Origin of the sequence: Halorientalis pallida, assembly GCF_049605515.1 — an archaeon.
Classification (GTDB): Archaea; Halobacteriota; Halobacteria; order Halobacteriales; family Haloarculaceae; genus Halorientalis; species Halorientalis pallida_A.
Genome location: NZ_CP187158.1, coordinates 3,527,004 through 3,549,710, shown reverse-complemented (window position 1 = coordinate 3,549,710; position 22,707 = coordinate 3,527,004). Strand labels below are relative to the sequence as shown.

Here is a 22,707-nt window from a genome sequence, read left to right as displayed (position 1 = left end):
AGAACGGAAAGCGTTACGATCAGTGTGTCAGGACCGCGGTCGGTGAGACCGGGGTTCGGCCCCGAGTCCGAGACGGAACCGTCCCGACATCCGTGGGTATTTGGGCACCTGTCGACAACCGGAGTCATCGGCCCGAGAACGCATGAAAACTCGCTACGTATTCGTCCTCGTCTTGCTGTTCGTGACGGCGGTTCTCACCGGTGCGATCTTCGTCGGGTTTCAGGAGTACAAGGCGACGCTGTACGAGGAGAGCCGGGAGGACGCGACGCGGACCGCAGTCCACATCGGCTCCGAACTCGCGTCACAGTTCGAAGGGCGTCGACAGACCGTCCAGTTGACCGCGGCGACACCGGCCACAGCGCGGCACGGGAGCGAGACACAGCGAGCGGCACTCCGCCGACTGGTCGAAGAAACCCAGTTCTCCGGGGCGTCGGTCATCGCCAGCAACGGGACGATGACCAACATCGTGTCGGACCTGACGCCGGCAGAGCGTGCCGAACTGATCGGGGCGGACTTCGGAGACCGGGTCTACTTCCAGCGGGCGATGGCGGGCGAGACGTATCTGAGCGATCCCGTCGCTGCCGAGTCGGGCAACGACATCGTGACGGTCAGTACCCCGATCCGGCACAACGGGACGGTCGTGGGGACGCTCAACGGCGCGTACCACGTCCCCGAGGCGTGGTTCGCGGACGGCGTGACGGCCTCGCTGGGACGCGAGGACGGGCTGACGATCTACGCACGGTCGGGCAGGGAGGTATACTCGGAGCCGCCGGAGCCGGGGGCCACCACCGTCGTCAGGAACGCCAGTATCGGCCAGACCGGCTGGACGGTGAGTGTCCAGTCGAGCCAGCGACCCGTCGAGTCGACGATTCGGGCGGTGACGTACCTGCAGATCGGGAGCATCCTCGCGGTGGTGTTCGCCATCGGCGGGTTCGGCTGGTGGGTCTACCGGCGGAACCTCCACCAGGTCGAACACCTGCTGGACGGGTTCACGCGCCTCGAAAACAGGGAGTATGGCACCGAGATCGACGTGCGAGGCGGCGAGGAGTGGCAACAGATCGAGGCGGGATTCAACGAGATGAGTCGCTCGCTCGCGCGGTTCGAGCGCGAGCGCAGGGAGCGCGAACAGTCGCTCCGGGAGTTCAAACGCGCCGTCGAACACGCCGGCTACGCGGTGTTCATCACCGACACCGAGGGACGGATCGAGTACGTGAACCCGGCGTTCGAGGAGATCACGGGCTATTCGGCGGCCGAGGCGGTCGGCGCGACGCCGAACATCCTGAACTCGGGCGAGATGTCCAGGGAGTACTTCCGCCGGCAGTGGGAGACGTTGCTGGCCGGCGAGGAGTGGGACGAGGAGATCGTCAACGAGCGCCGCAGCGGGACGCGATACGTCGCCCGGCAGACGATCACGCCGCTGACCGGCGAGGACGGGTCGGTCGAGAAGTTCGTCGCCATCCAGACGGATATCACGGCACTCAAAGACCGCGAACGGCACCTGCAGACACTCAGTCGCGTGTTGCGCCACAACCTCCGGAACAAGATCGGCGTGATCATCGGCTCGGCGGAACTGCTCGTCGGGGACGGCAGTTCCGGCGTCGACGAAGCGGAGATCGGCGACCGGATCGTCGACGCGAGCCAGCAGCTCACGGACCTCGCGGAGAAGGAGCGGCGGATCGTCACACTCCTGACGTCCCACCCGCGTCGCAAGCGGATCGACCTCACGGCGACGGTCGAGTCGGTCGCGACACGCGTCCGGCACGAACATCCCGACAGTCGGATCACGGTGACCTGCCCGGACGACGTGGCTGTCGTCGGGATCGACGAACTCCAGCGGGGACTGTACGAACTCGTCGAGAACAGCGTCGTCCACGCCGACGAGCCGGCGACGGTCGAGATCACCGTCGACTCGCGCGAGCGGAGCGTCGCGGTCACGGTCGAGGACGACGGCCCCGGGATTCCGGAGAACGAGCGACCGATCCTGACAGGGGGTGCCGACATCGAACCCCTCTCGCACGGGAGCGGCCTCGGACTCTGGCTGGTGTATCACATCGTCCGGCTGTCCGACGGCGTCGTCACCTACGCCGACGGCACGCCGACGGGCAGTGTCGTCACCGTCGAACTCCCGCGGGCAGACCCCCGTTCGGAACGAGACGGGGACAGTCAGAACCGATAGGTGTCCACACCGTCGGGCGTGTTCTGTGGCTGGCGCTCGCGGCCCTGGCCCCCGCCCACGTCGGACAGGCACTCGACGCAGAGTCCGGTCTCCTCGTCGAAATGCTCGTCACAGACCAGCTGGGCACAGCGCGAGCAGGTGTGACTGACGCCACCCGTGACGCAGATCTCGCAGTTCCCGGAGACGCTCATGTGAGCCGATAGCACGGCCACGGGTTTGAATCCTGCGCGGAGACGGAGGAGCGCGCTGACGGCAGTCAGGGCCGCAGTCGAGAGGCTTACGGGGGTGGGGACCCAATCGAAGCGCGTGGATCACGACCGGCTCATCACGGGCATCGCGGCCGCGCTGGCGGGGTGTGCAGTCGTGCTGACCCTCCTCGCGTTCGTCTACAACCTCGCGATCCTCGCGGTCGCGGCCGGTCTCGGTGCCGCCGCCTACTTCATGTGGTACCAGGCCAGCGGCCGGCTCGCCTCCAGGATCTACCAGTCGGTCGAGGACCGGGCGCGGCAGAACGGCGCGCGAGGACGCACCCGGACCCGCGAGACCGGCGGGTTCGGCGCGGGACCGCGAGAGGAGTGGACCGCGCCGGGGGGCCGCGGCGGGCAGCGTCGGCAACGCGCGGGCCAGCAACGACAGCAACAGCGCCAGCGCCGTCGGCCACCCTCGGCCGACGACGGCCCCAGCCGGAGCGAAGCCTACCGAATCCTCGGACTGGACACCGACGCCGACGAGTCCGAGGTCAAGCGGGCCTACCGGCAGAAGGTCAAGGAGGTCCACCCGGACACAGACGGCGGCGACGAGGAGACCTTCAAGAAGGTCAACGCGGCCTACGAACGTCTCACCTGAGTACTACGTATCGAGATACCGGCAGACGCCGACCACGTCCCGGCGGAGCGTCGGGCTCTCCCACTCCGGGCGCAACGCGTCGAGCATCGCGTCCAGGTCGTCGTCGGTCTCGGCTCTGACCCGTTCGACCGTCTCGACGAACTCCGGCAGAATCTCGGCGTAGGCGTGCAGTTCCGACGTGGCCTCGCCGGGCGCGCCGGGACCGAAGTGGCTGTACAGCGTCCGGGACGGCTCCAGGTCGAGCAGGCGGTCGACGGTATCCAGATTGGCCTCCAGGTCGAAACTCGGCGGCGGGGTCGTCGGCGCGACCGTGTCCGAGCGCGGGTCGAACGCGCCGACGGCGTCGGCACCGAACAGCGTCCCGCTGTCGGGTTCGAGCGCCACGTAGTGGTGGGGCGCGTGGCCGGGCGCGTCGTAGAGTTCGAGTTCCCGATCCCCGAGGTCGAGGACTTCACCGCCCGAGACGGCCCGGCAGCGGTCCTCGGGGACCAGTTCGGGGTCGCCGTAGGGGGCCTCCATGCCGATGGCGGCCTCGACGCTCTCGACGAGTCGATCCAGGCGCTCGGCGTCGGTGAGGTAGGGGAGGCCGCGCTCGTGGACGACGACGGTGGCGTTCTCGCAGGCCGCCAGCAGACGGGCGGTCCCGGCGGCGTGGTCGAGGTGGACGTGGCTGACGAGGACGGTCTCGACCGCCGCGGGGTCGATGCCTACGGTGTCCATCGCGTCGAGGATGCGCTCGGCACCGGTGACCGTGCCGGCGTCGAGGATCGCCGGTTCGGCGGCGTCGAGCAGGTAGGTCGCGAGCAGTTGCGGCGTGCCGAACAGTGCGTTGTCGACGAGATAGGTGTCGGGACAGCCGTCGATGGGTGGGGCGTCCATATCCCCGAGTTGGACCGCGGTCACTTATCATATACGAGCCACTACTCCCGGCATGGATCAGACGAGCGCACAGAGCTGGGGGGCGACGTCGTGACGCCGCCGCTGGCCGTCGACATCGACGGGACGCTGACGGGGCCGAGCCGGGCCATCGACCCGCGCGTGATGAGTGTCCTGCAGGAGTGGGACGACCACGTGGTCGTGGCGACCGGGAAGGCCTTTCCCTACCCCGTCGCACTCTGTGAGTTCCTCGGAATTCCGATCACCGTGATCGCCGAGAACGGCGGCGTCGTCGCCGTCGCGGGCGAGGAGATCGTCTTCACCGGCGACCCCGACAGCGCCTGGGCCGTCGCCGAGGAATACGAAGCCGCCGGCTACGGGTTGGGCTGGGAGGAACCGGACTTCGTCAACCGCTGGCGCGAGACCGAGATCGCCGTCGCGCTCGATCAGCCCCTCGATCCCCTCGAACGGATCGCGGCCGACCACGGCCTCGAAGTCGTCGACACAGGCTTCGCCTACCACGTCAAGACGCCCGACGTCGACAAGGGCAAGGGACTGGAAGCCGTCGCGCGCACGCTGGACCGCGACCCGACCGAGTTCGTCGCGGTCGGCGATTCCGAGAACGACGTGGCGACCTTCGAGACCGCCGGGCGCTCTTTCGCGGTGGCCAACGCCGACGACAGCGCCCTCGCGGCGGCCGACGAGGTGACCGACGCCAGTTACGCCGACGGCTTCCTCGAAGCCGTCGACCGGATCGAGGCGGAGTGATCGGGGCAGACTCCGGACCCCTATTTATACGTTCTGTGCTAACGTCACACACATTCCGAGAAAGCTTTTAATAGTGGTCCCCTAACCCGGCACGTATGAGCCCCGACCGGGCCGTCCTCGAACGCGCCATCGAGCGCGGCGAACAGGAGGGCGGCAGCGTCGAGTTCAAAGAGCGGCTCACGAAAGACCTCCACGCGACGGAGGGGCGGTTCGAGAGCCTCGCGGCACAGCTCCGCCACCGCGTCCTCTCGGGCGACGGTGAGGCCACCTACGTCGTCGGCGTCACCGACGACGGCGGTCTGGCAGGCATCGAGCCCGAGACGTTCTCCGAGTCGATGGACGTACTGTCCCTGCTGGCCGAGGAGGCCGGCGCACACATCGACGACGTGGAGACGTGGGGCGTCGACGGCGACACCGCCACGAAGGGGTCCTCGGGCACGGACGGCATCGTCGGCGTCGCCACCATCCGCGAGGGTGCGGTCATGGGAGACGACGAACACATCGTCGTCGGGACCGCCGGCCACGTCGACCACGGCAAGAGCACTCTCGTCGGCTCGCTCGTCACCGGCGACGCCGACGACGGTGAGGGCGGCACCCGCTCCTTTCTCGACGTGCAACCCCACGAGGTCGAGCGCGGCCTCTCGGCGGACCTGTCCTACGGCGTCTACGGCTTCGACGACGACGGCCCGGTCCGGATGGACAACCCACACCGGAAATCGGATCGCGCCCGCGTCGTCGAGGAGGCCGACCGCCTCGTGAGCTTCGTCGACACCGTGGGTCACGAGCCCTGGCTCCGGACGACGATCCGCGGCCTGGTCGGGCAGAAACTCGACTACGGACTCCTCACCGTCGCGGCCGACGACGGCCCCACCAAGACCACCCGTGAACACCTGGGCATCCTGCTGGCGACCGACCTCCCCACGATGGTCGCCATCACGAAGGCCGACCTCGTGGACGAGGAGCGGCTCCGGGAGGTCGAACGCGAGGTCGAGCGCCTGCTCCGGGAGGTGGGGAAGACGCCCCTGCGCGTCGAGCGCCACGGCGTCGACGCGGCGCTGGAGGAGATCAGCGAGACCGTCGTGCCCGTCCTCACGACGAGCGCGGTCACGATGGACGGGCTCGACCAGCTGGACGAACTGTTCGAGCGCCTGCCCAAGACCGCCGGCAGTGACCGCACCGACGAGGACTTCACGATGTACGTCGACCGCACGTACAACGTCACCGGCGTCGGCGCGGTCGCGTCCGGGACCATCAGGTCCGGGACCGTGGAGGCCGGCGACGAACTCCTGCTCGGGCCGATGCAGGACGGCTCCTTCCGCGAGGTCGAGGTCCGGTCCATCGAGATGCACTACCACCGCGTCGACGAGGCCCAGGCCGGCCGCATCGTCGGCATCGCGCTGAAAGGCATCGCGGAAGTCGACATCGACCGCGGGATGGTCCTGCTCCCCCGCGAGGCCGACCCGACGCCTGTCCGGGAGTTCGAGGCCGAGGTGATGGTCCTCAATCACCCGACCCGGATCGGCGACGGCTACGAACCGGTCGTCCACATCGAGACCGTCAGCGAGGCCGCCGCGTTCTACCCCGAGGGCGGCCAGCTCCTGCCGGGCGACTCCGGCGAGGCTCGGGTCCGCTTCAAGTTCCACCCCTACTACGTCGAGGAGGGCCAGCGGTTCGTCTTCCGCGAGGGGAGTTCGAAGGGCGTCGGGACCGTGACCGACGTGACGCCCGTGGAGTGAGCGGGTGGGACCTCGGCTTTTTCACCGAAGGAGACGGAATCGAACAGCATGCAGTTCACCGACGACGGGATCCACATCGACAAAGAGCCCAACGCGCTCGACGAGTTGATTCTCGACGTGGCCGATGTGCTCGATTCGGCTGGAGTGAACTACGCCGTCGTCAGTGGCTACGTCGTCGTACTCCTCGGACGCGCCCGTGCGACCGAGGACATCGACGTACTCGTCGAGCGGTTCGACGAAGAGACGGGCGATGAGATAGCTGAAAAATTACGAGCTACCGGATACTGGGGGTCGGCGATGCCACTAGAGGAGATGCACGCGACGCTGGCGGACGGTCTCCCGATTCGCGTCGCCAGAGACGGCCATCGCGTTCCGAACGTCGAGCTCAAGTTCCCGAGCGACGAGTTCGACAGAGCGTCCCTCGAAAACACGGTTCCAATACGATTCGACGGGAACGAACTTACCGCTGGCTCCGTAGAACTACAGATAGCATACAAGCTCAGTATGGGCGCACAGAAAGACGCGGAGGACGCACTGTACCTCTACGAAGTCACCGAGGGAACGCTTAACACAGACGCACTCGAAAAATACGTTGACCGACTCGGTGTTCGGGACGAATATGAGCGACTCAGGGAATCTTGACCGAAAGCACGAGCGAAACCTGGCGGATCGCCGTGAGCAGATCAAACAGTGGGCCGAATACGTCCGGACAAATCCGGACAGGGATTGGAGCCAACAGGTGAACACCCTCGTGAACGCCCAAATTCAGTCGGCCCGGGCCCAGGAAGACGACCGCCCATCGATGGACGAGTTGCGTGACTCGCCGTTGCTCGACGAAGACTAATTACTCCCCCAGCGTCGCCCGCAACACCTTCGTCTCCGCTTTCCTGCGGTGTTCGGCCGCTCCTGACCGACTCACTCGCCTTCCCACGGCGGGTCTTCGAGGTCGGCCATCGAGGAGAGCAGGTAATCGGGCGTCGTGGTCGGTTCGGAGCCGTCGGTCAGCAGGGCGGCCTGGATGCCCGCGCCGTCGGCCCCGCGAACGTCCTTGTAGACGGTGTCGCCGACGTGGACGGCGCGGCGGGGCGCGGCGTCGAGCGCGTACAGCGCCTCGTGGAACGGGCCGGGTTCGGGTTTGGGCGCGGTGTCGTAGCCGCCGTAGACGATCACGTCGAAGGCCTCGCGAACGCCCAGCGTATCGAGTTTCGGGTCCTGCACTTCGGGGCCGCCGTTGGCGACCAGCGCGAGGTCGTAGGCCTCGCCCAGCGAGGAGAGCGCCGACAGCGCGCCCGGGAGCGGTTTCACGTCGCCGTGGTCCCGCTTCGAGGCGTAGAGGGCCGCGAGTCGGCGGCCCACGGCGGGGTCACGGCCCGTCTCCTCGGCGAGGCTGGCGAAGGCCATCTCGCGGCGCTCGGCCCGGGTCTCGTCGGTGACGACCTGCAAGAACAGTTTGTCGCGGTACTCGGCGGTGGTGAAGAAAGGCTCGACACCGAGTTCCTCGAAGGCGGCCGCGAGCAGTTCCTCCCGGGAGCGCCGGTACTCACAGAGCGTCCCGTCGAGGTCCAGAAACACGGCGTCGGGCGGCCGGTCGTCCATCGGTCCCGAGTTCGGCGTCCGGCGGGTAAAGGGTTCCCCCCGTGACCAGAACTGCCGGTCGGTCGGGGTGGGCCCGTCGGCGGATCAGGCCGGACGGTAGCCGTCGTCGACTCGCTCGACGTGCCCGAACACGACGCCCCACTCCAGCAGGCACCGCGTCCGTGCAGTCCAGACGCGCTCCCAGTCGCCGTGGCGGTTGCGCTCCCAGGTCGGCACGGCGTCCCGGATGGCTTCGAACGCGCGCTCGGCCGACAGCGGTTCCTCGGCCGCGTCGAGCGCGTCCAGCAGTTCCGGCACGCCGAACACCCGGTCGGTGAACGCCTCGGCGACCGCTTCGTCCGTGGGGTCGCGGCGCCGTCGCTCGTAGCCCCGGTCGGTCTCGGTCGCCAGGTGCAGGGCGCGACAGAACGTGAGCCAGGCCTCGGCGTCCTCGCGAGTCCTGACAGCAGTGCGGTCCAGAATCCGCGCACAGCAGTCGTCGACCGACCCGGGGACGAGCGGGATCGCCTCGCGGACAGCCCCGAGCAGGTCGGCATCGACCGGTTCGGGGGCGACCTTGAACCGCATCAGAGGTCGAAACTCTCGGCCAGCAGGTCGTGGTTGGGTTCGCCCAGAACGTGCGTGGGGCCGCCGACCACGTCGACGGTGACCTGTGCGGGCGCGAAGACGGACTCGGGTACGTCGTAGAAGTCCCAGTCGGCGTCCGCGAAGATCTCGGCGAACGGCCGGTCGTACTCCTCGGTCGCGCTGGAGGGGACCTCGTCGAAGCGGTCGAACTCGCGGTCGACGACCAGGTGGGCGCGGCCGCCGTAGGCCAGCGCGTCGTTGGTGCGGGCGATGGCGGTCTCCTCGTCGTCGCCGACGGGTGCGACCGGCGCGGTCGCCGACACCGAGAGTACGTCCAGCGGGTCGTAGCCCAGTTCCGAGAGGCGGAAGACGGCGAGTTCGGCGGCCCTGGCGGCCATCGTGACACTGCCCGTGATGCTGGCGCTGGAGAAGGCGGGCAGGAAGACGCCGCTCTCGGGGACGCCCGCGACCTCGGCGACGTGGTCGGCGACCGATTCGCCGGGCACCTGCTCGCTCTCGACGGCCAGCACGGCGAAGTCGAACTCGTCGCGGTAGCCGACCCGCTGGAACACGTCCTCCTCGGCGACCAGCGCGCGGGCGGGGCCGCTCCCCAGTCCCTCGAACCCATCGACCGAGAGCTCCCAGCCGGCCTTCTGCCCGCAGAGCAGTGCCAGCGCCGGGTGGTCGGTCGACAGTTCCACGTGTGTCAGGGGCGCGCCGGCCACGGTGTCGACGGTCGTCGAGACGGTCGAGAGGCCGGCGGTCGCGATCTCCGTGAGCAGGAGGCCGGCCTCCAGGCCGCCGGGAATCTCCACCCCGAAATCCAGTACTACCGCCTCGTTGTCGAGGCGGGCGACGGCGACGTTCAACTCGTCGGCGAAGTCGATGGCCTCGTCGACGAGATCCGTCGCCATCCGGTTCAGACTCTCCATACCTCCGCTTGTGCGCGCCCCCCTTTAGGCGTCCGGGTCCCGGTCGCTCCGGGCCGGTCTGCCGAGTGCGTCTTCGACCCCCGCGACCTTCTCCTCGGCCGACTGGCGGGTGCGCTTGTCGTCGATCTTCAGGACGGTACTCACCCGGTCGGCGTCGACGGCCTCGTGGGCGGCCTGCGCGGCCGCGAACAGTTCGCCGATCTCCTCGGCCTCGATGGTCGTCCCCATCGGCGTGGTCTCGTAGGCCACGTCGAAGTCCTCCAGGGCGTCGACGGCCGCGGCGACTTCCTCGGCCATGCTCCCTTCGATCACCGGTGCGACACTCAGGAATCCGACGACTGTCATGGGCGAGTGTGAGAGCGGCGCGGACAAAAACCCGCGCTCGGCCGGCGGCACGTGTCAGACAACTGGGAAAGTACTATGCCGGTCGCGTGTGAGAACGGTGACATGGCACCGGAGTTCACACGACGGCGTGCGTTGCGACTGGGCGCGGCGACGGCGAGTGTCGGAGCGGTCGGCAGTGTCGCCGGCTGTAGCTACATTCCGTTTCTCGGCGGGGGCGGGAAGACGCTCGCGTACAACAACGCGCTGTTCGCGCCGGGCGACGTTCCGGGAACCGGCGAGGGGTACATGTTCACGTACAGCGACTACAAGGTCCTCCGGAACAACGAGGACAACCTCGAGAACGGCACCGCGACATACGAGGACGACACGGAATCGTTCCCGTTCGAGCAGATGGGCGTCGACTTCGACAGCACGGACGCCAACCTGGCGATCCTGGCGGTCGGCGGCCACACGACGGGGAGTTTCAAAAAGAGCGACGTGGGCTCGTCGCTGGAGAGCAACGGGTTCAGCGAGGACGGCAGTTACAGCGGCTACACCCTGTACGCGGGCGAGGAGCGCACTGTCGGCGTCAAAGACGGCGCGGCGGTGTACGCGACCGCCCGGGACACGGACGGGTACGACCGGGGGAGCGCGATAGAGACCATCGTCGACACGAAGGCCGGCGACGGGAACCGCTACGCCGAGAACGACGAGGATTACTCGGCGCTGGACGAACACGTCTACGACGACGCGGTGGTCGTCATCGGCGGCACGGGTGAACTGATCGCCTTCTTCGCCGGCGATATCGACAACGTCGTCGGGTGGGGCATCAGCGGCCGGATCGACGGCGGCAGCCAGTACATCAAGAGCGCACACGTCTTCGGGAGCGAGAGCGACGCGAACGTCGACGCGGTCGATCAGTGGGCCAGTGACAGCGACCTGTTCGCGGACGCGACCGATCTCTCGACCTCACAGGACGGCCGCGTCGTGACCGTCGAGGGGACCGGAGAGACGTTCGGCGGGACCGGTGGGGAGCAGGGGCAGTGAGCGGCCCGTCCCGGTGCCGGTAAGTGGCCCGCCCGCGACCCCCCGAACATGACCGACCACGAGCGGACCGTCGCGGCGAACGGACTCGACTTCGCCGTGCGCGAACACGGCGACGGCGACCGGCTGGCGCTCTGTCTCCACGGCTTCCCCGACGACGCCGGGTCGATGGACCCGCTGGCGGAACGACTCGCCGACGCCGGATTCACCGCCGTCGCGCCGTACATGCGCGGCTACGGGCCGACCGGCGAGGCACCGGAGTCCGACTACAGCGCCCGCGCGCTGGGGGCCGACGCGGTCGCACTGGCCGACCGACTGGTCGAGGACGACGGCTACGACGACGCCGTCCTCGTGGGCCACGACTGGGGCGCAGTCGCGGGCTACAGCGCGGCGCGGCTCGATCCCGACCGCTTCTCGGCGATGGCGACCATGGCAGTCCCGCCGCGGTTCGGCGCGGACATCTGGAACCATCCCACGCAGTTCCTGCGGAGCTGGTACGTCTGGTTCTTCCAGCTCCCGGGCCTGGCCGAGCGGACGCTCCGTCGGGACGATTTCGCCATGATCGAACTGCTGTGGAACCTCTGGAGTCCGGGCTGGGACTACCCCGAGGAACGCATCGAGTCGGTCAGGGAGACCTTCCGGACCGACGGCACCGCCGACGCGGCCCTGCAGTACTACCGCCAGTTCGTCAATCCCTTGGTGTCCGACCTGTTCCGGAACGGCCGGCCCGACCCCGACGACGCCCCAGCCATCGAGGTCCCCGGGCTGGTTATCTCCGGGGCCGACGACGGCTGTATCGGGCCGGAACTGTTCGTGGACGCGGCCGACGCGTTCGCGGCCGACGCTCGCGTCGTCCGAATCCGGGACGCCGGGCACTTCATGCACCAGGAACGGCCGGACGTGGTGGCCGAGGAAGTGATCGAGTTCTGCAGTGCGTGACGCGGTGACACGGCGAAAAACCCGGAGTCCGCTACCTTTTTGCCGGCCCTGACGGAAGCCACGTGCATGCTCACCGTCCGGGCGCCGGCCACGAGCGCGAACCTCGGGAGTGGCTTCGACGTGTTCGGGGTCGCCCTCGACCGCCCGGCGGACGTGGTTCGTGTCGAGAAGGCAGACGAGATCAGCATCGAGGTCACCGGCGTCGGCAGCCAGTACATCCCCGAAGACCCCGACAAGAACACCGTCGGGGCCGTCGCCGAGGCGCTCGACGCCCCCGCCCGCATCGAGATCGACAAGGGCGTGCGCCCGGCCTCGGGACTGGGCTCGTCGGCCGCCAGCGCCGCCGCGGCCGCCGTCGGACTGAACGAACTGTACGACCGTGGCCACACCCGCGAGGAGCTGGTCCCCATCGCCGCCAAAGGGGAGGCCGTCGTCTCCGGCGACGCCCACGACGACAACGTCGCCCCGTCGATCATGGGCGGGTTCACCATCGCCACCGACGACGGCGTCACGAAGGTCGACGCCGATATCCCGCTGGTGGCCTGCCTGCCCGACATCGTCGTCTCCACGCGGGACGCCCGGCGTGTCGTCCCCGAGTCGGCCCGGGTCGAACAACTCGTGGAGACCGTCGGCTGGGCCGCGACGCTGACGACGGGGATGCACCGCGACGACCCCGCCCTCGTCGGCGAAGGCATGAACGACACCGTCGTCACGCCCGCCCGCGCCGAGTTGATCGACGGGTACAGCCAGGTCCGGGACGCCGCCCTCGACGCCGGCGCGACCGGCGTCACCATCAGCGGTGCCGGCCCGACCGTGATCGCCGCCTGCGAGGACGGCGACCGCCGGGCCGTCGGCACCGCGATGATCGACCAGTTCAACGCGGTCGGCGTCGAGGCGCGCGTCTACCAGACCGAGATCGGCGACGGCGCGACGCTGTTCTGAGACGAGAGGGGGAAAACCCTTGCCGCCCGACAAGAAAGCGGTCGCATGGACACGACTGATCTCCAGGCCCTCGGCCTCAGCCTCATTCTGTTCGGTGGGTTCTCGAACGTGAGTCCCGACCCGGTGTTCGTGCCGAACGCGACCGGCGCGCTCGTCATGCTCGGCGGACTGTTCGTCGTGCTGGTGAGCCTACTCCCGGACATCGGCGACAGCGCCGGTGATTGAAGTGGGCAGTCGATCTACCAGCGCTGGCGTTCGCTCTCGTTGATCCAGCGGAACCGCTCCTCCCCCGTGGTCGCTTCCGTATCGGCCTCCGCCGTGCCGGGTTCCTGCCAGGCGACACAGAGACTGCCACCGACGATGCCGACCAGCATGCCGATGACGAGGCCGCCGAACGCGCCGATCAGCGAGAGGATGGACATGGCGATGCCGGTGACGCCGATCAGCGTCGAGAGCTGGGGTTTGACGATGGCGAAGACGCCACAGGCCACGACCATGGCCGCGAAGACGATGCCCAGCGCCGAGTAGGACGGCCCCTGGGTCGCGGGGATCATCTGGAGTCGGATCGGGATGGCGGCGATGATCATGCCGCCCAGCACAAGTAGCGTGCCGCCGGCGAAGGGCCGCCGGGACCGCCAGCGGGCGAACGCCCCCGGCTGGGTCCCCAGCTGTTCTTCCTCCTCGACGATCCGCTCGTCGCCGCCCAGGGAGGGGAGGCTGAGGTCCACGTCGCCCAGGATCAGCCCGTAGCCGTTCCCGAGGAGCTGGCCGTAGAGGACGAACGCGACGACGATCAGCGGCCCGGTCGTCGGGAGGAATCCGAGCAGTGACCCGCCGTAGAAGGCGATGCCGACGAGCAGGCCGAAGCCCAGCCCCATGCTCCCGGCAGTCACCGCGAGCGCGGCCCGGGTCAGCAGGGGCACCAGCAACTTCTGGGTGAGCGTCGAGCGCCGCGAGAACATGATCACCGTGTTCGTGAAGTCGTTGATCGTCCGGGAGACGTAGGCGACGAAGGCCAGTCCCAGCGCCATCGACATGGCCATCCAGATGCCGAAGCCGGTGGAGACGCCGGTCGCACCGAGCGTGGCGGCCAGCCCCGCGAACAGGTCGAGGCCGATCACGAGGGCGACGAAGACCCCGCTGAGCAGGCCGGCGCCGAGCGACGCGACGACGCCCGCCCGGACCGCCTCGCCGGGCACGAACGTGGTCGCGTCGACCTTCTCCATCATCAGGCCGTAGCCGTTCCCGAGGACCTGGCCGTACACGACCAGCGCGACCAGTCCCGCGAGGCCGAGGTCCGGGCCGACGCCGACCGCACCCAGCGCGAGGACGGCCACGCCGAGGACGGTCCCGTAGACCAGCCCCATGCTCCCGGCGGTGACGGTGAGCGCCCCGCGGGTCAGAAGCGGGACGAGGAGTTTCTGCGTCGCCGTCGAGCGCCGCGAGAACAGGATGACCGTGTTCGTGAAGTCGTTGATCGTCCGGGAGAGGACGGCGGCGAACAGCAGGCCGAACACGAGGCCAGCGGCCACGAACAGCGCCGCCCCGAGCCGTGGAGACTGGCTCCCGACCAGGCCGGCGATCTCGGCGAGGGTCCCGTCCCCACCGAGCAGCGAGAGGACGGCGACGCCGGCGATGCCACCGCCCACGGCACCCACGAGCGCCGCGTTCTGTTCGTCCGCGGTCCGGCCGGGCGTGAACCAGTGGGCTTCGAGCAGGACCCCGTAGACGGTGCCCATCAACTGCCCGTACAGCAGGTACGCGAAGATCACCGAGAAGTCGGCCAGCGGTGGAAGCCCCGCGTTGTAGCCCAGAATCGGCAACGCGATGGGCATCACGTAGCCGAAAAAGCCGTAGGCGAGGATGTGGCCGTACAGCAGGCCGAACCCGCCGGCGGTGACGCCGAGTGCCGACCGCTCCAGCAGCGGCACGAGGATCTTCCGCAGGATCCCGATGTTCCGGGACATCATGATGATCGTGTTCGTGAAGTTGTGCACGGTCCGCGAGAGGAAGACGCCGAAGATCAGCGCGAACACCACGCAGGTTCCGATCCAGACCAGCCACCCGGTGGTGAGCCCACTCCCACCGACCAGCCAGGCGAAATACTCGAACCCCTGCGTCTTGCTTCCCTCCGGTCCCGGCAGGAACTGGATCAACAGCCCCGCCGGAACCGCAGCGACCAGTGCACCGATCACCGCTGCGACTTGCTCGTCCCGCCCGAACGTCGAGGTGATTTTCGTACTCATTATGTGCCCCGCAAACCCCCAGGTTATGCGGCTCTCTGCCCCAGACGTTCCGCAGTCGGCATAAAAAGTATTCTGCACCTATTGACCGGCAGTTTAAGGTATCACGGGGACGCGCCGGATACCGGAATCGGGGACCTCTCTGCAGGCGACAGGTCAGTCCGTCGAGTCGTCACGTTCGGCCCCGTCCGGCCTGACCGGTTCGCCTCGCCCGTCCTCGACCCGGAAACCGCCGGTCTCGGCTCGTCCCGAGAGTTCCCGCTGGGGATAGGGAATCTTGATGCCTTCGCGGTCGAACGCCGCCTTGACGCGCTCGACGACCTGGGCCTGTGCGCGCCAGCGTTTCGGCGGCGTCGGATGTTCGATCCAGAACCGCATCTCGAGGACGACCGCCGAGTCACCGAAATCTCGGGGGAAGACGTGGGGGCTGGGCGTCTCCTCGACCTGATCGACGGTCTCGATGGCCTCGGTCGCGACCTCGGCGGCGGTCGCCGGGTCGGCCTCGTAGTCGATGCCCACCTCGACGCGCAGGCGGAGGCGGCCCTTCTGGCTCCGGTTGGTGATGGCCCGGTCGGCCACCCGGTCGTTCGGGATCACGACGAACTCCCCGTCGAAGTTCTCCAGCCGCGTGTTGATGATCGTGATGTCGGTGACGACGCCCTCCTCGTCGCCGACCTCGACCCAGTCGCCGATCTCGAACGGCCGGGAGAACATCAACACGAAGCCCGCGATCAGCGAGCCCAGCGTCTGCCGGGCGGCCAGCCCGACGACGATTCCCAGGAACCCCGCCCCGACGAGCAGGCCACCGAGGTCGACGCCCCAGAACCCCAGCAGGACGAACGCGACGATTACGAGCAGCCCGATCTGCCCGACCCGTGTGACGATCTGTTCCTGGTGGGCGGTCATCCGGTCGGCCTCCCGGCTGAACGCGGCCACGGCGTCTTCGAGCAGGCCCATGCCGACGTAGGCACCGACTACCAGCACGCCGGTGAACACCCAGGCCAGCGCGTCTGCCAGCGAGAACCGAACCAGGGCAGCGGACTGCCGGACGAGCCACTGCTGGTCCCAGATCACGAGCAGGGTCAGGGCCGTGACGAGACAGATGCCGACCTGGAGCGACCGGAGCAGGAGGACGACCGGCGTCGTCACCGGGAACCGGCCGTTCACCTGCCCAACGAAATCGTCGATCGCTCCGCCGAGGTACCGCCTGGCGACGAGTCGCCTGCACTGCCGGAGCAGGAAGGGGACGACCAGCGCCGCGAGCGCGATGGCCGCGAGCGCGAGGACGACACTGGCGAGGAGTCGCTCCTCGGTCGACGACAGCCTGCCGAACACGGACCCGAACTGGGCGACGAGCGGGAGACGCGCGAGCACTAGTCACTGCTTACGGCGGTCGAAGCTGAAAAGCCGCTCGTATGTATCGCGGGCCGAAACGATCACACACCCCACTCAGTCCAGCGACCGTTCGAGGAACCGCTGTCTGAGTTCCTCGTCGGGGACGGGACACGCCTCTTTCCTGCCGAACACCTGATACCGGTGGTCGCCGACGAAGTCGTAGACGCGGTCTCTGACGCCCTCGGGGACGGCCATCAGTGCGTACAGGAGCGGGAGCGGGCCGTCCAGTTCCCGACAGACCCGGAGCGCGGCCTCGGATTTCGTGTAGTAGTCGTCGCCGTCGATCAGGACGATGGAGTCGAAGTAGTCCGAGTCCAGCCCGTGCCGGGTGAGCAGTTCCTTCCCGACCGGGGACTGGAGCGGGGCGAAGCGAAAGCGCCCGGCGTGGTCGAACTTCACGAGCAGTCTGAGCGAGCGGTTACAGAGGTTGCAGACCCCGTCGAACAGGAGGACCGGGCGCTGGATCTCGTCGGCGATTTCGGCGGGGTCGCGGGCGTCGTCGTCACTCCCGCCGCCGGCCGTGTCGCCTGTTCGGTCGGCGTCTCCGCTCATGACAGGTCAGACGCCGCGTCCCTGCAGTTTCTCCTCCTCGGGCAGGTCGGCGTTGGCGTCGCCTTTCATGCCCGAGCCGATGTTCGAGGAGATCTCGGCCAGCTTTTCCGGGTCGTCCCAGTTGTTGACCGCTTCGACGATTGCGGTCCCCATCGCCTCCGGGTCCTCCGCGCCGAAGATGCCCGACCCGACGAAGATGCCGTCACAGCCGTGGTGCATCATCAAGGCGGCGTCGGCGGGCGTCGCGATCCCGCCGGCCGCGAAGTTGACCACGGGCAGTCGGCCCATCTCGGCGGTCTCGTGGACCAGTTCGGCGGGCGCTTCGTGCTCGCGGGCCCACTTCTCGCGTTCCTCGTGGGTCATGCCCTCCAGCTTGCGGATCGCACCCTTGATGTTGCGCTGGTGGTGGACGGCCTGGTTCACGTCGCCGGTGCCGGCCTCGCCTTTCGTGCGGATCATGGCCGCGCCCTCGTTGATGCGGCGGAGCGCCTCCTGCAGGTTGCGCGCGCCACAGACGAACGGCGAGGTGAACTCGCGCTTGTCGATGTGGTAGCGGTCGTCGGCCGGCGTGAGGACCTCCGACTCGTCGATCATGTCGACGCCCGTCGCTTCGAGGATCTGGGCTTCCTTGGTGTGGCCGATCCGGGATTTGCCCATCACCGGGATCGACACCTCGTCGATGATCTCCTGCACGTCGGCGGGGTCGGCCATCCGGGCGACGCCGCCGCGTTTGCGGATGTCGGCCGGCACGGCTTCGAGGGACATGACAGCCACGGCACCCACGTCCTCGGCGATGCGGGCCTGCTCGGGGTCGACGACGTCCATGATGACGCCGCCTTTCTGCATCTTCGCGAACCCGCGCTTGACCAACTCGGTCCCGCGACGGAGCTCCTCCAGATCAGTCGCCTCTGACATACCCCGTGCTAGGGCGTTCACGCACTTAACCCGTGTCCTTTCCGGAAGAACGCGACGGCGACGACGGCGGCCTCCGATACCGTTTTGCCACCGTCGGCCCATCCTCCCCGCATGTCCGTCGTCACCAGGCTCGGCCGCCGGCTGGAGGGGTTCATCGCCCGCTACTTCGACGCACCCCTCCCCGACCGCGAGAGCCTGCCGCGGTACGTCGCGCCCCTGCCCGCGTGGATGGAAGACGCCGCCCTGCGACTGGCCTGGCCCATCGCCATCGTCAACCTGCTGGGGACCGCGTTCGGCTTCTGGTACTACGGCTTTCACCCCGTGCCGGTCACCGACCCGCTGTTCACCGCGCAGTTCGGGCTGACGCCCCCCGAGATGTGGCTGTTCGTCCCCGACAGCCCCGTCGCAACTGGCTTCATCGGCCTCTCGCTGATCGCCTGGCGACTCGACTGGAACGCCGAGTGGATTCACGTGCTGGCCTTCTTCGGCTGTATCAAACTCGGCCTCTGGACGCCGTACGTCCAGCTCCTGGTCAACGGCCTCGGCGACCTGAACCCGCTGATGTACCACTTCCTGATCTGGAGCCACGCGCTGATGGCCGTGGAGGCCTTCCTGATCCACCGCTACAGCGAGTTTCCGATCTGGGCCATCGCCGTCGCGACGGTCTGGTACACGCTGAACGACGTGGTGGACTACTTCGTGCCCCTGATCGGTGATCCCCACCACACGCTCCTGCGCGCGGAGCGGACTGTGACCGGATTCGACCACTCGCTGGCCGCCCACGATCAGGCCGCCGCCGGCGCGGTCGTGTTGACCATCCTGGCCGTCTTCCTCGCGACCGCGACCCGCGCGACGAAGGCCGAACTCGGGGGCTGATAACGGCGGTCGTCGGTCGTAAAACCGGACCAACCAATAAGTGCTGGCCGGCTGATGCCAGATCCGTGACAGACGTTCGGAACCGAAGCCGGCGGCGGTTCGTCGCCGGCGCGGCAGTGGTCGCAGTCGGTGGCATGGCAGGCTGTATCGGAAACGGCGGCAGCGGAGCCGACGACGGCGGTGACGGTGGCGACGGCGGTGGAGACGAGACCGGAACCGGCACCGACAGCGAGACGACCGGGCAGGGCGAGGCCGACGGCACCACGCAGGTAGCCGGCACGAGCCCTGAGAAAGTCGTCCGGAAGATGCTCCGCGCGACGGCCGAGGGTGACCGCGAGACGGTCCGCCGACTGACCGTCGAGGGTCACTCGCTGAGCAGCGTCGGGAAGGTCGATGGGTTGACCATCGAGTCCGTCCAACGGTACTCCGCGCAGGCCTACGCCGACCGCACGGGAGCCTCCGTCTCGACCGTCGAGGACGCGCTCGTGAAGGCCCAAAATCGCGGCTACGACGACGCGACCATCGTGTCCTACAGCGCCAGTACCGCGCAGTACGACGACATCCAGCGCGACTACATCCTCGTCCTCGACCGCGACCAGTGGCTCATGTACGACTTCGGGAAGTTGCCCGGATAGATCCACCCTCCTCCGGAGACGCAGGTCAGTCCTCGTTCTCGTCTGCGTGTGCCCTGACCCACAGCTCCCCGATCCGCGAGAGTCGCGTCCGGTAGGACTTCCCGTGTTCTTCCTGCTCGATGTACCCCTTTCCGCCCGGTCCGAGTCGGTCGACGTTGTAGATCACTTTCGACCGGAAACTGTCGGTGTACTCCTCGCCGAGTTCCCGGGAGAGTTCCTGAGCCAGTTCCGAGACGGACTCGAACTCGCCGTGTTCCCCGAGGGTAAAGAGGATGATCTCCTCGAAGGGTTTCACGTTCGAGAAGGAAGCCACCGGGAGTTCGACGACGTGGCTCCCGTCGATCTCCTTCGCGCCGATGGTCGTCCCGCGCTCGTCGAACTCGTCCAGGAGACTGCGAGCGCTCTCCAGCCGTTCGGTGACCCGGCCGTCGTCCACGTCCTCGCGCAGGTCCGAGAGCAGGTCGATCTGTCTGCGGAGTTCCTCGGCGAGTTCGGTTTCGAGGTACTTCTCGGGGACGGTGTAGTAGGTGTGGATGCGGTCGCGGTCCTCCTGGCGCTCGACCATGATGGAGTGGGCCGCGGTGGCGAAGGCGAACGAGACCGTTCGGGGCATCGCGGAGATGTTGACCCAGACCTCGCTGGCCGTGCCGTCCTCGTCGTCGCGGCCGCGGTCGAGTTCGGCCATGATGAGGCTGTAGGCCTGCTCGAACGCTTCGTCGTAGTCGTACACGTCCTCGACGACGATGCGCTCGGTCCCCGCGCCCAGGAGGTTCGTGAAGTCCTTTTCGAGCTTCTCGGCGAGGTTGCGCGAGTACTCGACGTTGGCCTCGCTCCCCACGGCCCCCTCCAGCAGGACCACCCGGTCCACGTCGAGCCGCTCCCGCACCAGCGGCGCGATGAGCCGGTCGTAGTCGAACCCGACCGGGACGATGTGTGTCTGCATACCTCTCCTTGACCCGACGCGTTCAAAAGGGTTCGAGTTTCCGGCGGTCAGTCGGCCGACTGCCCGCGGTAGACGGCCGCGTCCTCCCCGGCGGCGTGGCTGGTGACCGCCGAGACGCCCACCGTCAGGACGAGCCCCAGGCCCATCCCGACGACCGAGGCCGACCACCCGCCGAGTCCGGGAGCCAGCGGGAAGACGTAGCTCGCCGGCACGAACGGGAGGAAGACACTGGCGAGGTAGAACAGCTGACTCCCGCCGACGCCGGCGTAGATCCCGTTTCGGGTCGTTTCCGGCCAGTAGAGGGCGACCAGTACGGGGAGGGCGAGCTGTGCGAACCCGCCGAAGGCGGTGTCGCCGATCTCGATCAGCGTCCCGGGGCGGAAGAGACTCGCGACGAACGACACCAGGGCGATGACGACGACGCCGAGGCGGCCGACCAGCGCCTCCCGGCGGTCGGTGACGCCGGCGACGGCCTGTCGGTACACGTCGCGGGTCAGGTAGGACGATCCAGACAGCAGCATCGAGTCGCTTGAGGACATCATCGCGGCCATCGCTCCGGCGATCACCAGCGCCGCGAACCACGCGGGCGTGTACTCGTTCAACAGCAGCGGGAGGACGTTCTGGTTCTCGCCGGCCGCGATGCCGAGCCCCTGGGCCCACGCGCCGAGCATGAACGCGGGAACGAAAAGCAGGATGACCAGCACCGGCCAGAGCGCGAACGTCCGCTTGAGAACCTTCTTCGAGCCGGCCACGAAGAACCGCTGGTTGACCTGCGGGAACATCGTCACGCCGAACGCGATGGAGACGGCCGTCGAGAGCATGTAGGCCGGTGTGTAGAGCCCGCCGCCCAGTGTGACGTGGCCGGGTGCGGCCGCGGCCAGTTCGGCCGTGGCCGCCCCGGGACCGCCGACCGCCGACAGAATCCAGGCGACCGCGGCCCACACCATTCCGAGCATGAACAGCCCCTGGATGGTGTCGGTCCAGGCGACCCCACGCATCCCCGACAGGACGACGTAGACGATCATGAACAGCGTGATGCCGCCGGCCCCCAGCCAGTAGGGGACCGCGCCGTCGGTCAGGGCCGCCAGCGCGGTGCCGGCCCCCTGTTGCTGGAGCATCACGTAGGGGAACAGCCAGAACAGGGAGACGCCAGCGACCAGCGCGCGGAGGCGTCGTGAGCCGAAGCGATCACCGAGCATCTCCCCGAGGGTCACGTAGCCGTTGGCTTTCCCGACGAGCCACTGCTTGTACCCGATCACGTACCAGAGGATACCGAACAGTACGCCGTCCATCAGCCCCATCACGAGAATCCACTCGGGGCCGGCCGCGTAGGCGACGTTCGGCCCGCCGAAGAAGGTGAACGCCGACAGCAGTGTCGCGAACGTCGTGAACAGCAGGACGACGGTGCCCAGCGTCCGACTCGCGAGGAAGTAGTCCTCGGCGGTGCGGTCGGTCAGCCGGTAGGCCACCAGCCCGACGCCGAGCGCGAGCAGGAGGTAGCCGACGACGATACCGAGCTGGAGGCCCGTCTCAGCCATCGACACCACCCTCGACGCCGACGCCCCAGGCCCGGCGGGCGAAAACGGCGAAGACGACGGCTGTCAGTCCCATCCAGCCGACGTGCCACCAGACCCAGATCGGCAGGCCGGCGACGACGCGGCTCGACCCCCACCAGAACCAGGGGACCGCCAGCGCGACCAGCAGGACCGCGACCGCACTCCAGACGTAGGTCTCTCGAGCCATGCTGTCGAAGCCTGCCGCTGGACGCAAATAGACGTGTCGATAGCGTTCAGAACGGGATTCCGAAGAGATATTTCCTTCAACCACCGCCTGAGCGCGACCGGCAGTGCGTCGCCGTCCGCGAACGCGGCCGCAAGTCAGTACAGTCGCGTCCCGTCCGGTACCTCCCGTTCTGGCTGGAGGTGGACCACGTCGCCCCCGGCGTCGTCCACGCCAGTGACGAGACACTGGCTCTCGAAGCCGGCGATGTTGACCGTCCCGAGGTTGACCACTGCCAGAACCTGCCGGCCCTCCAGCTCGTCGGGGTCGTAGTTGTCGGTCAGGCCGGCCGCGGACTGGCGCGTCTCCGAGCCGAAGTCGACGGTGAGTTTGTACACGTCCTTGCGGGCTTCGGGGAACGGTTCGGCGGACCGGACGGTGCCGACCCGCATCTCCACGTCCTCCAGAAATCGTTCGGGGTCGATGTCGGCTTCCTCGATACCCATGGCCAACCCACCGCAGTGACGAGTGAAGTGCGTTTCGTCGCCCGCACGGACGTGCAGGCCGCGTGTCACGACGGTAGGTATATGGCGGCAAGGCCGCTACGTCCAGACGTATCCATGGGTGCGTTCATGGAGACATCATCATCACGCGGTTCACAGCATCGCCCCCAGCCGGGGCAG

General features: G+C 68.1%; 26 protein-coding genes. 12 read left to right on the top strand and 14 right to left on the bottom strand.

Going from position 1 to position 22,707, the window contains the following annotated elements; all coding sequences use genetic code 11:
* The first annotated feature begins 142 nt into the window (after positions 1-142).
* Positions 143-2,176, top strand: coding sequence for a PAS domain S-box protein (locus ACOZ4N_RS19950; protein WP_424018120.1), 2,034 nt, complete (start codon positions 143-145; stop codon positions 2,174-2,176).
* Here the strand turns inward: ACOZ4N_RS19950 and ACOZ4N_RS19945 are convergent.
* Positions 2,164-2,367: a hypothetical protein gene (locus ACOZ4N_RS19945; RefSeq protein WP_424018119.1), complete on the bottom strand. Its 204-nt coding sequence runs from the start codon at positions 2,365-2,367 to the stop codon at positions 2,164-2,166. The two genes, ACOZ4N_RS19950 and ACOZ4N_RS19945, sit on opposite strands and share 13 nt — an antisense overlap.
* 115 nt (positions 2,368-2,482) lie before the next feature.
* On the opposite strand from ACOZ4N_RS19945, the gene ACOZ4N_RS19940 reads away from it, so the two are divergent.
* Positions 2,483-3,022, top strand: a complete 540-nt coding sequence (locus ACOZ4N_RS19940) for a J domain-containing protein (RefSeq protein ID WP_424018118.1) — start codon at positions 2,483-2,485, stop codon at positions 3,020-3,022.
* A 3-nt stretch (positions 3,023-3,025) separates the two neighbouring features.
* Here ACOZ4N_RS19940 and ACOZ4N_RS19935 read toward each other — a convergent pair whose 3' ends face one another.
* Positions 3,026-3,901 carry an MBL fold metallo-hydrolase gene (locus ACOZ4N_RS19935; RefSeq protein ID WP_424018117.1) on the bottom strand — a complete coding sequence of 292 codons (876 nt, stop codon included), beginning with the start codon at positions 3,899-3,901 and terminating at the stop codon, positions 3,026-3,028.
* A 90-nt stretch (positions 3,902-3,991) separates the two neighbouring features.
* Here ACOZ4N_RS19935 and ACOZ4N_RS19930 point away from each other — a divergent pair, with 90 nt between their 5' ends.
* The 4 genes from ACOZ4N_RS19930 to ACOZ4N_RS19915 all read left to right on the top strand — a co-directional run bounded on the left by ACOZ4N_RS19930 (position 3,992) and on the right by ACOZ4N_RS19915 (position 7,246).
* Positions 3,992-4,666 (top strand): phosphoglycolate phosphatase, encoded by a 675-nt coding sequence (locus tag ACOZ4N_RS19930; RefSeq protein WP_424018116.1) that lies wholly within the window; start codon positions 3,992-3,994, stop codon positions 4,664-4,666.
* A gap of 95 nt (positions 4,667-4,761) precedes the next feature.
* Positions 4,762-6,402 carry a GTPBP1 family GTP-binding protein gene (locus ACOZ4N_RS19925; protein ID WP_424018115.1) on the top strand — a complete coding sequence of 547 codons (1,641 nt, stop codon included), beginning with the start codon at positions 4,762-4,764 and terminating at the stop codon, positions 6,400-6,402.
* Between the two features lie 48 nt (positions 6,403-6,450).
* On the top strand, positions 6,451-7,044 hold the full coding sequence (locus ACOZ4N_RS19920) for a nucleotidyltransferase domain-containing protein (RefSeq protein ID WP_424018114.1): 594 nt from the start codon (positions 6,451-6,453) through the stop codon (positions 7,042-7,044).
* Entirely contained in the window at positions 7,022-7,246 is a 225-nt protein-coding gene (locus tag ACOZ4N_RS19915) for a hypothetical protein (protein WP_424018113.1), read from the top strand. The genes ACOZ4N_RS19920 and ACOZ4N_RS19915 overlap by 23 nt, the downstream gene beginning before the upstream one ends.
* A gap of 71 nt (positions 7,247-7,317) precedes the next feature.
* On the opposite strand, the gene ACOZ4N_RS19910 is transcribed toward ACOZ4N_RS19915, so the two are convergent.
* The 4 genes from ACOZ4N_RS19910 to ACOZ4N_RS19895 form a co-directional block, all read right to left on the bottom strand.
* Positions 7,318-7,998: an HAD family hydrolase gene (locus ACOZ4N_RS19910; RefSeq protein ID WP_424018112.1), complete on the bottom strand. Its 681-nt coding sequence runs from the start codon at positions 7,996-7,998 to the stop codon at positions 7,318-7,320.
* A gap of 84 nt (positions 7,999-8,082) precedes the next feature.
* Positions 8,083-8,565, bottom strand: a complete 483-nt coding sequence (locus ACOZ4N_RS19905) for a hypothetical protein (protein ID WP_424018111.1) — start codon at positions 8,563-8,565, stop codon at positions 8,083-8,085.
* Complete coding sequence (mch, locus tag ACOZ4N_RS19900) at positions 8,565-9,497, bottom strand: methenyltetrahydromethanopterin cyclohydrolase (protein WP_424018110.1); 933 nt, start codon at positions 9,495-9,497, stop codon at positions 8,565-8,567. The genes ACOZ4N_RS19905 and mch overlap by 1 nt, the downstream gene beginning before the upstream one ends.
* A 24-nt stretch (positions 9,498-9,521) precedes the next feature.
* Positions 9,522-9,842 (bottom strand): thiamine-binding protein, encoded by a 321-nt coding sequence (locus ACOZ4N_RS19895; protein ID WP_424018109.1) that lies wholly within the window; start codon positions 9,840-9,842, stop codon positions 9,522-9,524.
* A gap of 102 nt (positions 9,843-9,944) precedes the next feature.
* Here ACOZ4N_RS19895 and ACOZ4N_RS19890 point away from each other — a divergent pair, with 102 nt between their 5' ends.
* From ACOZ4N_RS19890 to ACOZ4N_RS19875, 4 genes are all read left to right on the top strand, one after another.
* The gene (locus tag ACOZ4N_RS19890) at positions 9,945-10,868 is read left to right on the top strand and encodes a hypothetical protein (protein WP_424018108.1); all 924 of its coding nucleotides are present in this window, start codon (positions 9,945-9,947) and stop codon (positions 10,866-10,868) included.
* 48 nt (positions 10,869-10,916) lie between these two features.
* On the top strand, positions 10,917-11,804 hold the full coding sequence (locus ACOZ4N_RS19885) for an alpha/beta fold hydrolase (RefSeq protein WP_424018107.1): 888 nt from the start codon (positions 10,917-10,919) through the stop codon (positions 11,802-11,804).
* Positions 11,805-11,870: 66 nt separating this feature from the next.
* Entirely contained in the window at positions 11,871-12,746 is an 876-nt protein-coding gene (locus ACOZ4N_RS19880) for a homoserine kinase (protein WP_424018106.1), read from the top strand.
* Positions 12,747-12,791: 45 nt separating this feature from the next.
* A complete protein-coding gene (locus ACOZ4N_RS19875) occupies positions 12,792-12,971 on the top strand; it encodes a hypothetical protein (protein ID WP_424018105.1) in 180 nt (59 codons plus the stop codon).
* A gap of 14 nt (positions 12,972-12,985) precedes the next feature.
* Here the strand turns inward: ACOZ4N_RS19875 and ACOZ4N_RS19870 are convergent, their stop codons facing one another.
* The 4 genes from ACOZ4N_RS19870 to pdxS all read right to left on the bottom strand — a co-directional run bounded on the left by ACOZ4N_RS19870 (position 12,986) and on the right by pdxS (position 17,851).
* The gene (locus tag ACOZ4N_RS19870) at positions 12,986-14,992 is read right to left on the bottom strand and encodes a DUF6114 domain-containing protein (RefSeq protein ID WP_424018104.1); all 2,007 of its coding nucleotides are present in this window, start codon (positions 14,990-14,992) and stop codon (positions 12,986-12,988) included.
* Between the two features lie 153 nt (positions 14,993-15,145).
* Positions 15,146-16,363 (bottom strand): mechanosensitive ion channel family protein, encoded by a 1,218-nt coding sequence (locus ACOZ4N_RS19865; RefSeq protein WP_424018103.1) that lies wholly within the window; start codon positions 16,361-16,363, stop codon positions 15,146-15,148.
* A 75-nt stretch (positions 16,364-16,438) separates the two neighbouring features.
* Positions 16,439-16,936: a thiol-disulfide oxidoreductase DCC family protein gene (locus tag ACOZ4N_RS19860; protein WP_424018102.1), complete on the bottom strand. Its 498-nt coding sequence runs from the start codon at positions 16,934-16,936 to the stop codon at positions 16,439-16,441.
* A gap of 6 nt (positions 16,937-16,942) precedes the next feature.
* Positions 16,943-17,851 carry a pyridoxal 5'-phosphate synthase lyase subunit PdxS gene (gene pdxS, locus ACOZ4N_RS19855; protein WP_424018101.1) on the bottom strand — a complete coding sequence of 303 codons (909 nt, stop codon included), beginning with the start codon at positions 17,849-17,851 and terminating at the stop codon, positions 16,943-16,945.
* A gap of 111 nt (positions 17,852-17,962) precedes the next feature.
* On the opposite strand from pdxS, the gene ACOZ4N_RS19850 reads away from it, so the two are divergent.
* Together ACOZ4N_RS19850 and ACOZ4N_RS19845 are read left to right on the top strand one after the other, a co-directional pair.
* On the top strand, positions 17,963-18,727 hold the full coding sequence (locus ACOZ4N_RS19850) for a DUF1405 domain-containing protein (RefSeq protein WP_424018100.1): 765 nt from the start codon (positions 17,963-17,965) through the stop codon (positions 18,725-18,727).
* 65 nt (positions 18,728-18,792) lie between these two features.
* Positions 18,793-19,362: a hypothetical protein gene (locus tag ACOZ4N_RS19845; RefSeq protein ID WP_424018099.1), complete on the top strand. Its 570-nt coding sequence runs from the start codon at positions 18,793-18,795 to the stop codon at positions 19,360-19,362.
* 25 nt (positions 19,363-19,387) lie between these two features.
* Here ACOZ4N_RS19845 and ACOZ4N_RS19840 read toward each other — a convergent pair whose 3' ends face one another.
* The 4 genes from ACOZ4N_RS19840 to ACOZ4N_RS19825 all read right to left on the bottom strand — a co-directional run bounded on the left by ACOZ4N_RS19840 (position 19,388) and on the right by ACOZ4N_RS19825 (position 22,530).
* The gene (locus tag ACOZ4N_RS19840) at positions 19,388-20,305 is read right to left on the bottom strand and encodes a DUF6293 family protein (RefSeq protein ID WP_424018098.1); all 918 of its coding nucleotides are present in this window, start codon (positions 20,303-20,305) and stop codon (positions 19,388-19,390) included.
* A 47-nt stretch (positions 20,306-20,352) separates the two neighbouring features.
* Positions 20,353-21,843 carry a sodium:solute symporter family protein gene (locus tag ACOZ4N_RS19835; RefSeq protein WP_424018097.1) on the bottom strand — a complete coding sequence of 497 codons (1,491 nt, stop codon included), beginning with the start codon at positions 21,841-21,843 and terminating at the stop codon, positions 20,353-20,355.
* The gene (locus ACOZ4N_RS19830) at positions 21,836-22,048 is read right to left on the bottom strand and encodes a DUF3311 domain-containing protein (RefSeq protein WP_424018095.1); all 213 of its coding nucleotides are present in this window, start codon (positions 22,046-22,048) and stop codon (positions 21,836-21,838) included. Before ACOZ4N_RS19830 ends, ACOZ4N_RS19835 begins: the two co-directional genes overlap by 8 nt.
* A gap of 134 nt (positions 22,049-22,182) precedes the next feature.
* Positions 22,183-22,530: a tRNA-binding protein gene (locus ACOZ4N_RS19825; protein ID WP_424018094.1), complete on the bottom strand. Its 348-nt coding sequence runs from the start codon at positions 22,528-22,530 to the stop codon at positions 22,183-22,185.
* Positions 22,531-22,707: the final 177 nt, after the last annotated feature.

Excerpts from the sequence above, each read along its gene's own strand:
- ACOZ4N_RS19945 (WP_424018119.1), bottom strand. The coding sequence starts at position 2,367 with ATGAGCGTCTCCGGGAACTGCGAGATCTGCGTCACGGGTGGCGTCAGT.
- ACOZ4N_RS19875 (WP_424018105.1), top strand. The coding sequence starts at position 12,792 with ATGGACACGACTGATCTCCAGGCCCTCGGCCTCAGCCTCATTCTGTTC.
- ACOZ4N_RS19920 (WP_424018114.1), top strand. The coding sequence starts at position 6,451 with ATGCAGTTCACCGACGACGGGATCCACATCGACAAAGAGCCCAACGCG.
- ACOZ4N_RS19905 (WP_424018111.1), bottom strand. The coding sequence starts at position 8,565 with ATGCGGTTCAAGGTCGCCCCCGAACCGGTCGATGCCGACCTGCTCGGG.
- ACOZ4N_RS19880 (WP_424018106.1), top strand. The coding sequence starts at position 11,871 with ATGCTCACCGTCCGGGCGCCGGCCACGAGCGCGAACCTCGGGAGTGGC.
- ACOZ4N_RS19925 (WP_424018115.1), top strand. The coding sequence starts at position 4,762 with ATGAGCCCCGACCGGGCCGTCCTCGAACGCGCCATCGAGCGCGGCGAA.
- ACOZ4N_RS19835 (WP_424018097.1), bottom strand. The coding sequence starts at position 21,843 with ATGGCTGAGACGGGCCTCCAGCTCGGTATCGTCGTCGGCTACCTCCTG.
- ACOZ4N_RS19840 (WP_424018098.1), bottom strand. The coding sequence starts at position 20,305 with ATGCAGACACACATCGTCCCGGTCGGGTTCGACTACGACCGGCTCATC.
- ACOZ4N_RS19870 (WP_424018104.1), bottom strand. The coding sequence starts at position 14,992 with ATGAGTACGAAAATCACCTCGACGTTCGGGCGGGACGAGCAAGTCGCA.
- ACOZ4N_RS19830 (WP_424018095.1), bottom strand. The coding sequence starts at position 22,048 with ATGGCTCGAGAGACCTACGTCTGGAGTGCGGTCGCGGTCCTGCTGGTC.
- mch (WP_424018110.1), bottom strand. The coding sequence starts at position 9,497 with ATGGAGAGTCTGAACCGGATGGCGACGGATCTCGTCGACGAGGCCATC.
- ACOZ4N_RS19895 (WP_424018109.1), bottom strand. The coding sequence starts at position 9,842 with ATGACAGTCGTCGGATTCCTGAGTGTCGCACCGGTGATCGAAGGGAGC.
- ACOZ4N_RS19825 (WP_424018094.1), bottom strand. The coding sequence starts at position 22,530 with ATGGGTATCGAGGAAGCCGACATCGACCCCGAACGATTTCTGGAGGAC.
- ACOZ4N_RS19950 (WP_424018120.1), top strand. The coding sequence starts at position 143 with ATGAAAACTCGCTACGTATTCGTCCTCGTCTTGCTGTTCGTGACGGCG.
- pdxS (WP_424018101.1), bottom strand. The coding sequence starts at position 17,851 with ATGTCAGAGGCGACTGATCTGGAGGAGCTCCGTCGCGGGACCGAGTTG.
- ACOZ4N_RS19910 (WP_424018112.1), bottom strand. The coding sequence starts at position 7,998 with ATGGACGACCGGCCGCCCGACGCCGTGTTTCTGGACCTCGACGGGACG.
- ACOZ4N_RS19860 (WP_424018102.1), bottom strand. The coding sequence starts at position 16,936 with ATGAGCGGAGACGCCGACCGAACAGGCGACACGGCCGGCGGCGGGAGT.
- ACOZ4N_RS19935 (WP_424018117.1), bottom strand. The coding sequence starts at position 3,901 with ATGGACGCCCCACCCATCGACGGCTGTCCCGACACCTATCTCGTCGAC.
- ACOZ4N_RS19885 (WP_424018107.1), top strand. The coding sequence starts at position 10,917 with ATGACCGACCACGAGCGGACCGTCGCGGCGAACGGACTCGACTTCGCC.
- ACOZ4N_RS19850 (WP_424018100.1), top strand. The coding sequence starts at position 17,963 with ATGTCCGTCGTCACCAGGCTCGGCCGCCGGCTGGAGGGGTTCATCGCC.
- ACOZ4N_RS19915 (WP_424018113.1), top strand. The coding sequence starts at position 7,022 with ATGAGCGACTCAGGGAATCTTGACCGAAAGCACGAGCGAAACCTGGCG.
- ACOZ4N_RS19890 (WP_424018108.1), top strand. The coding sequence starts at position 9,945 with ATGGCACCGGAGTTCACACGACGGCGTGCGTTGCGACTGGGCGCGGCG.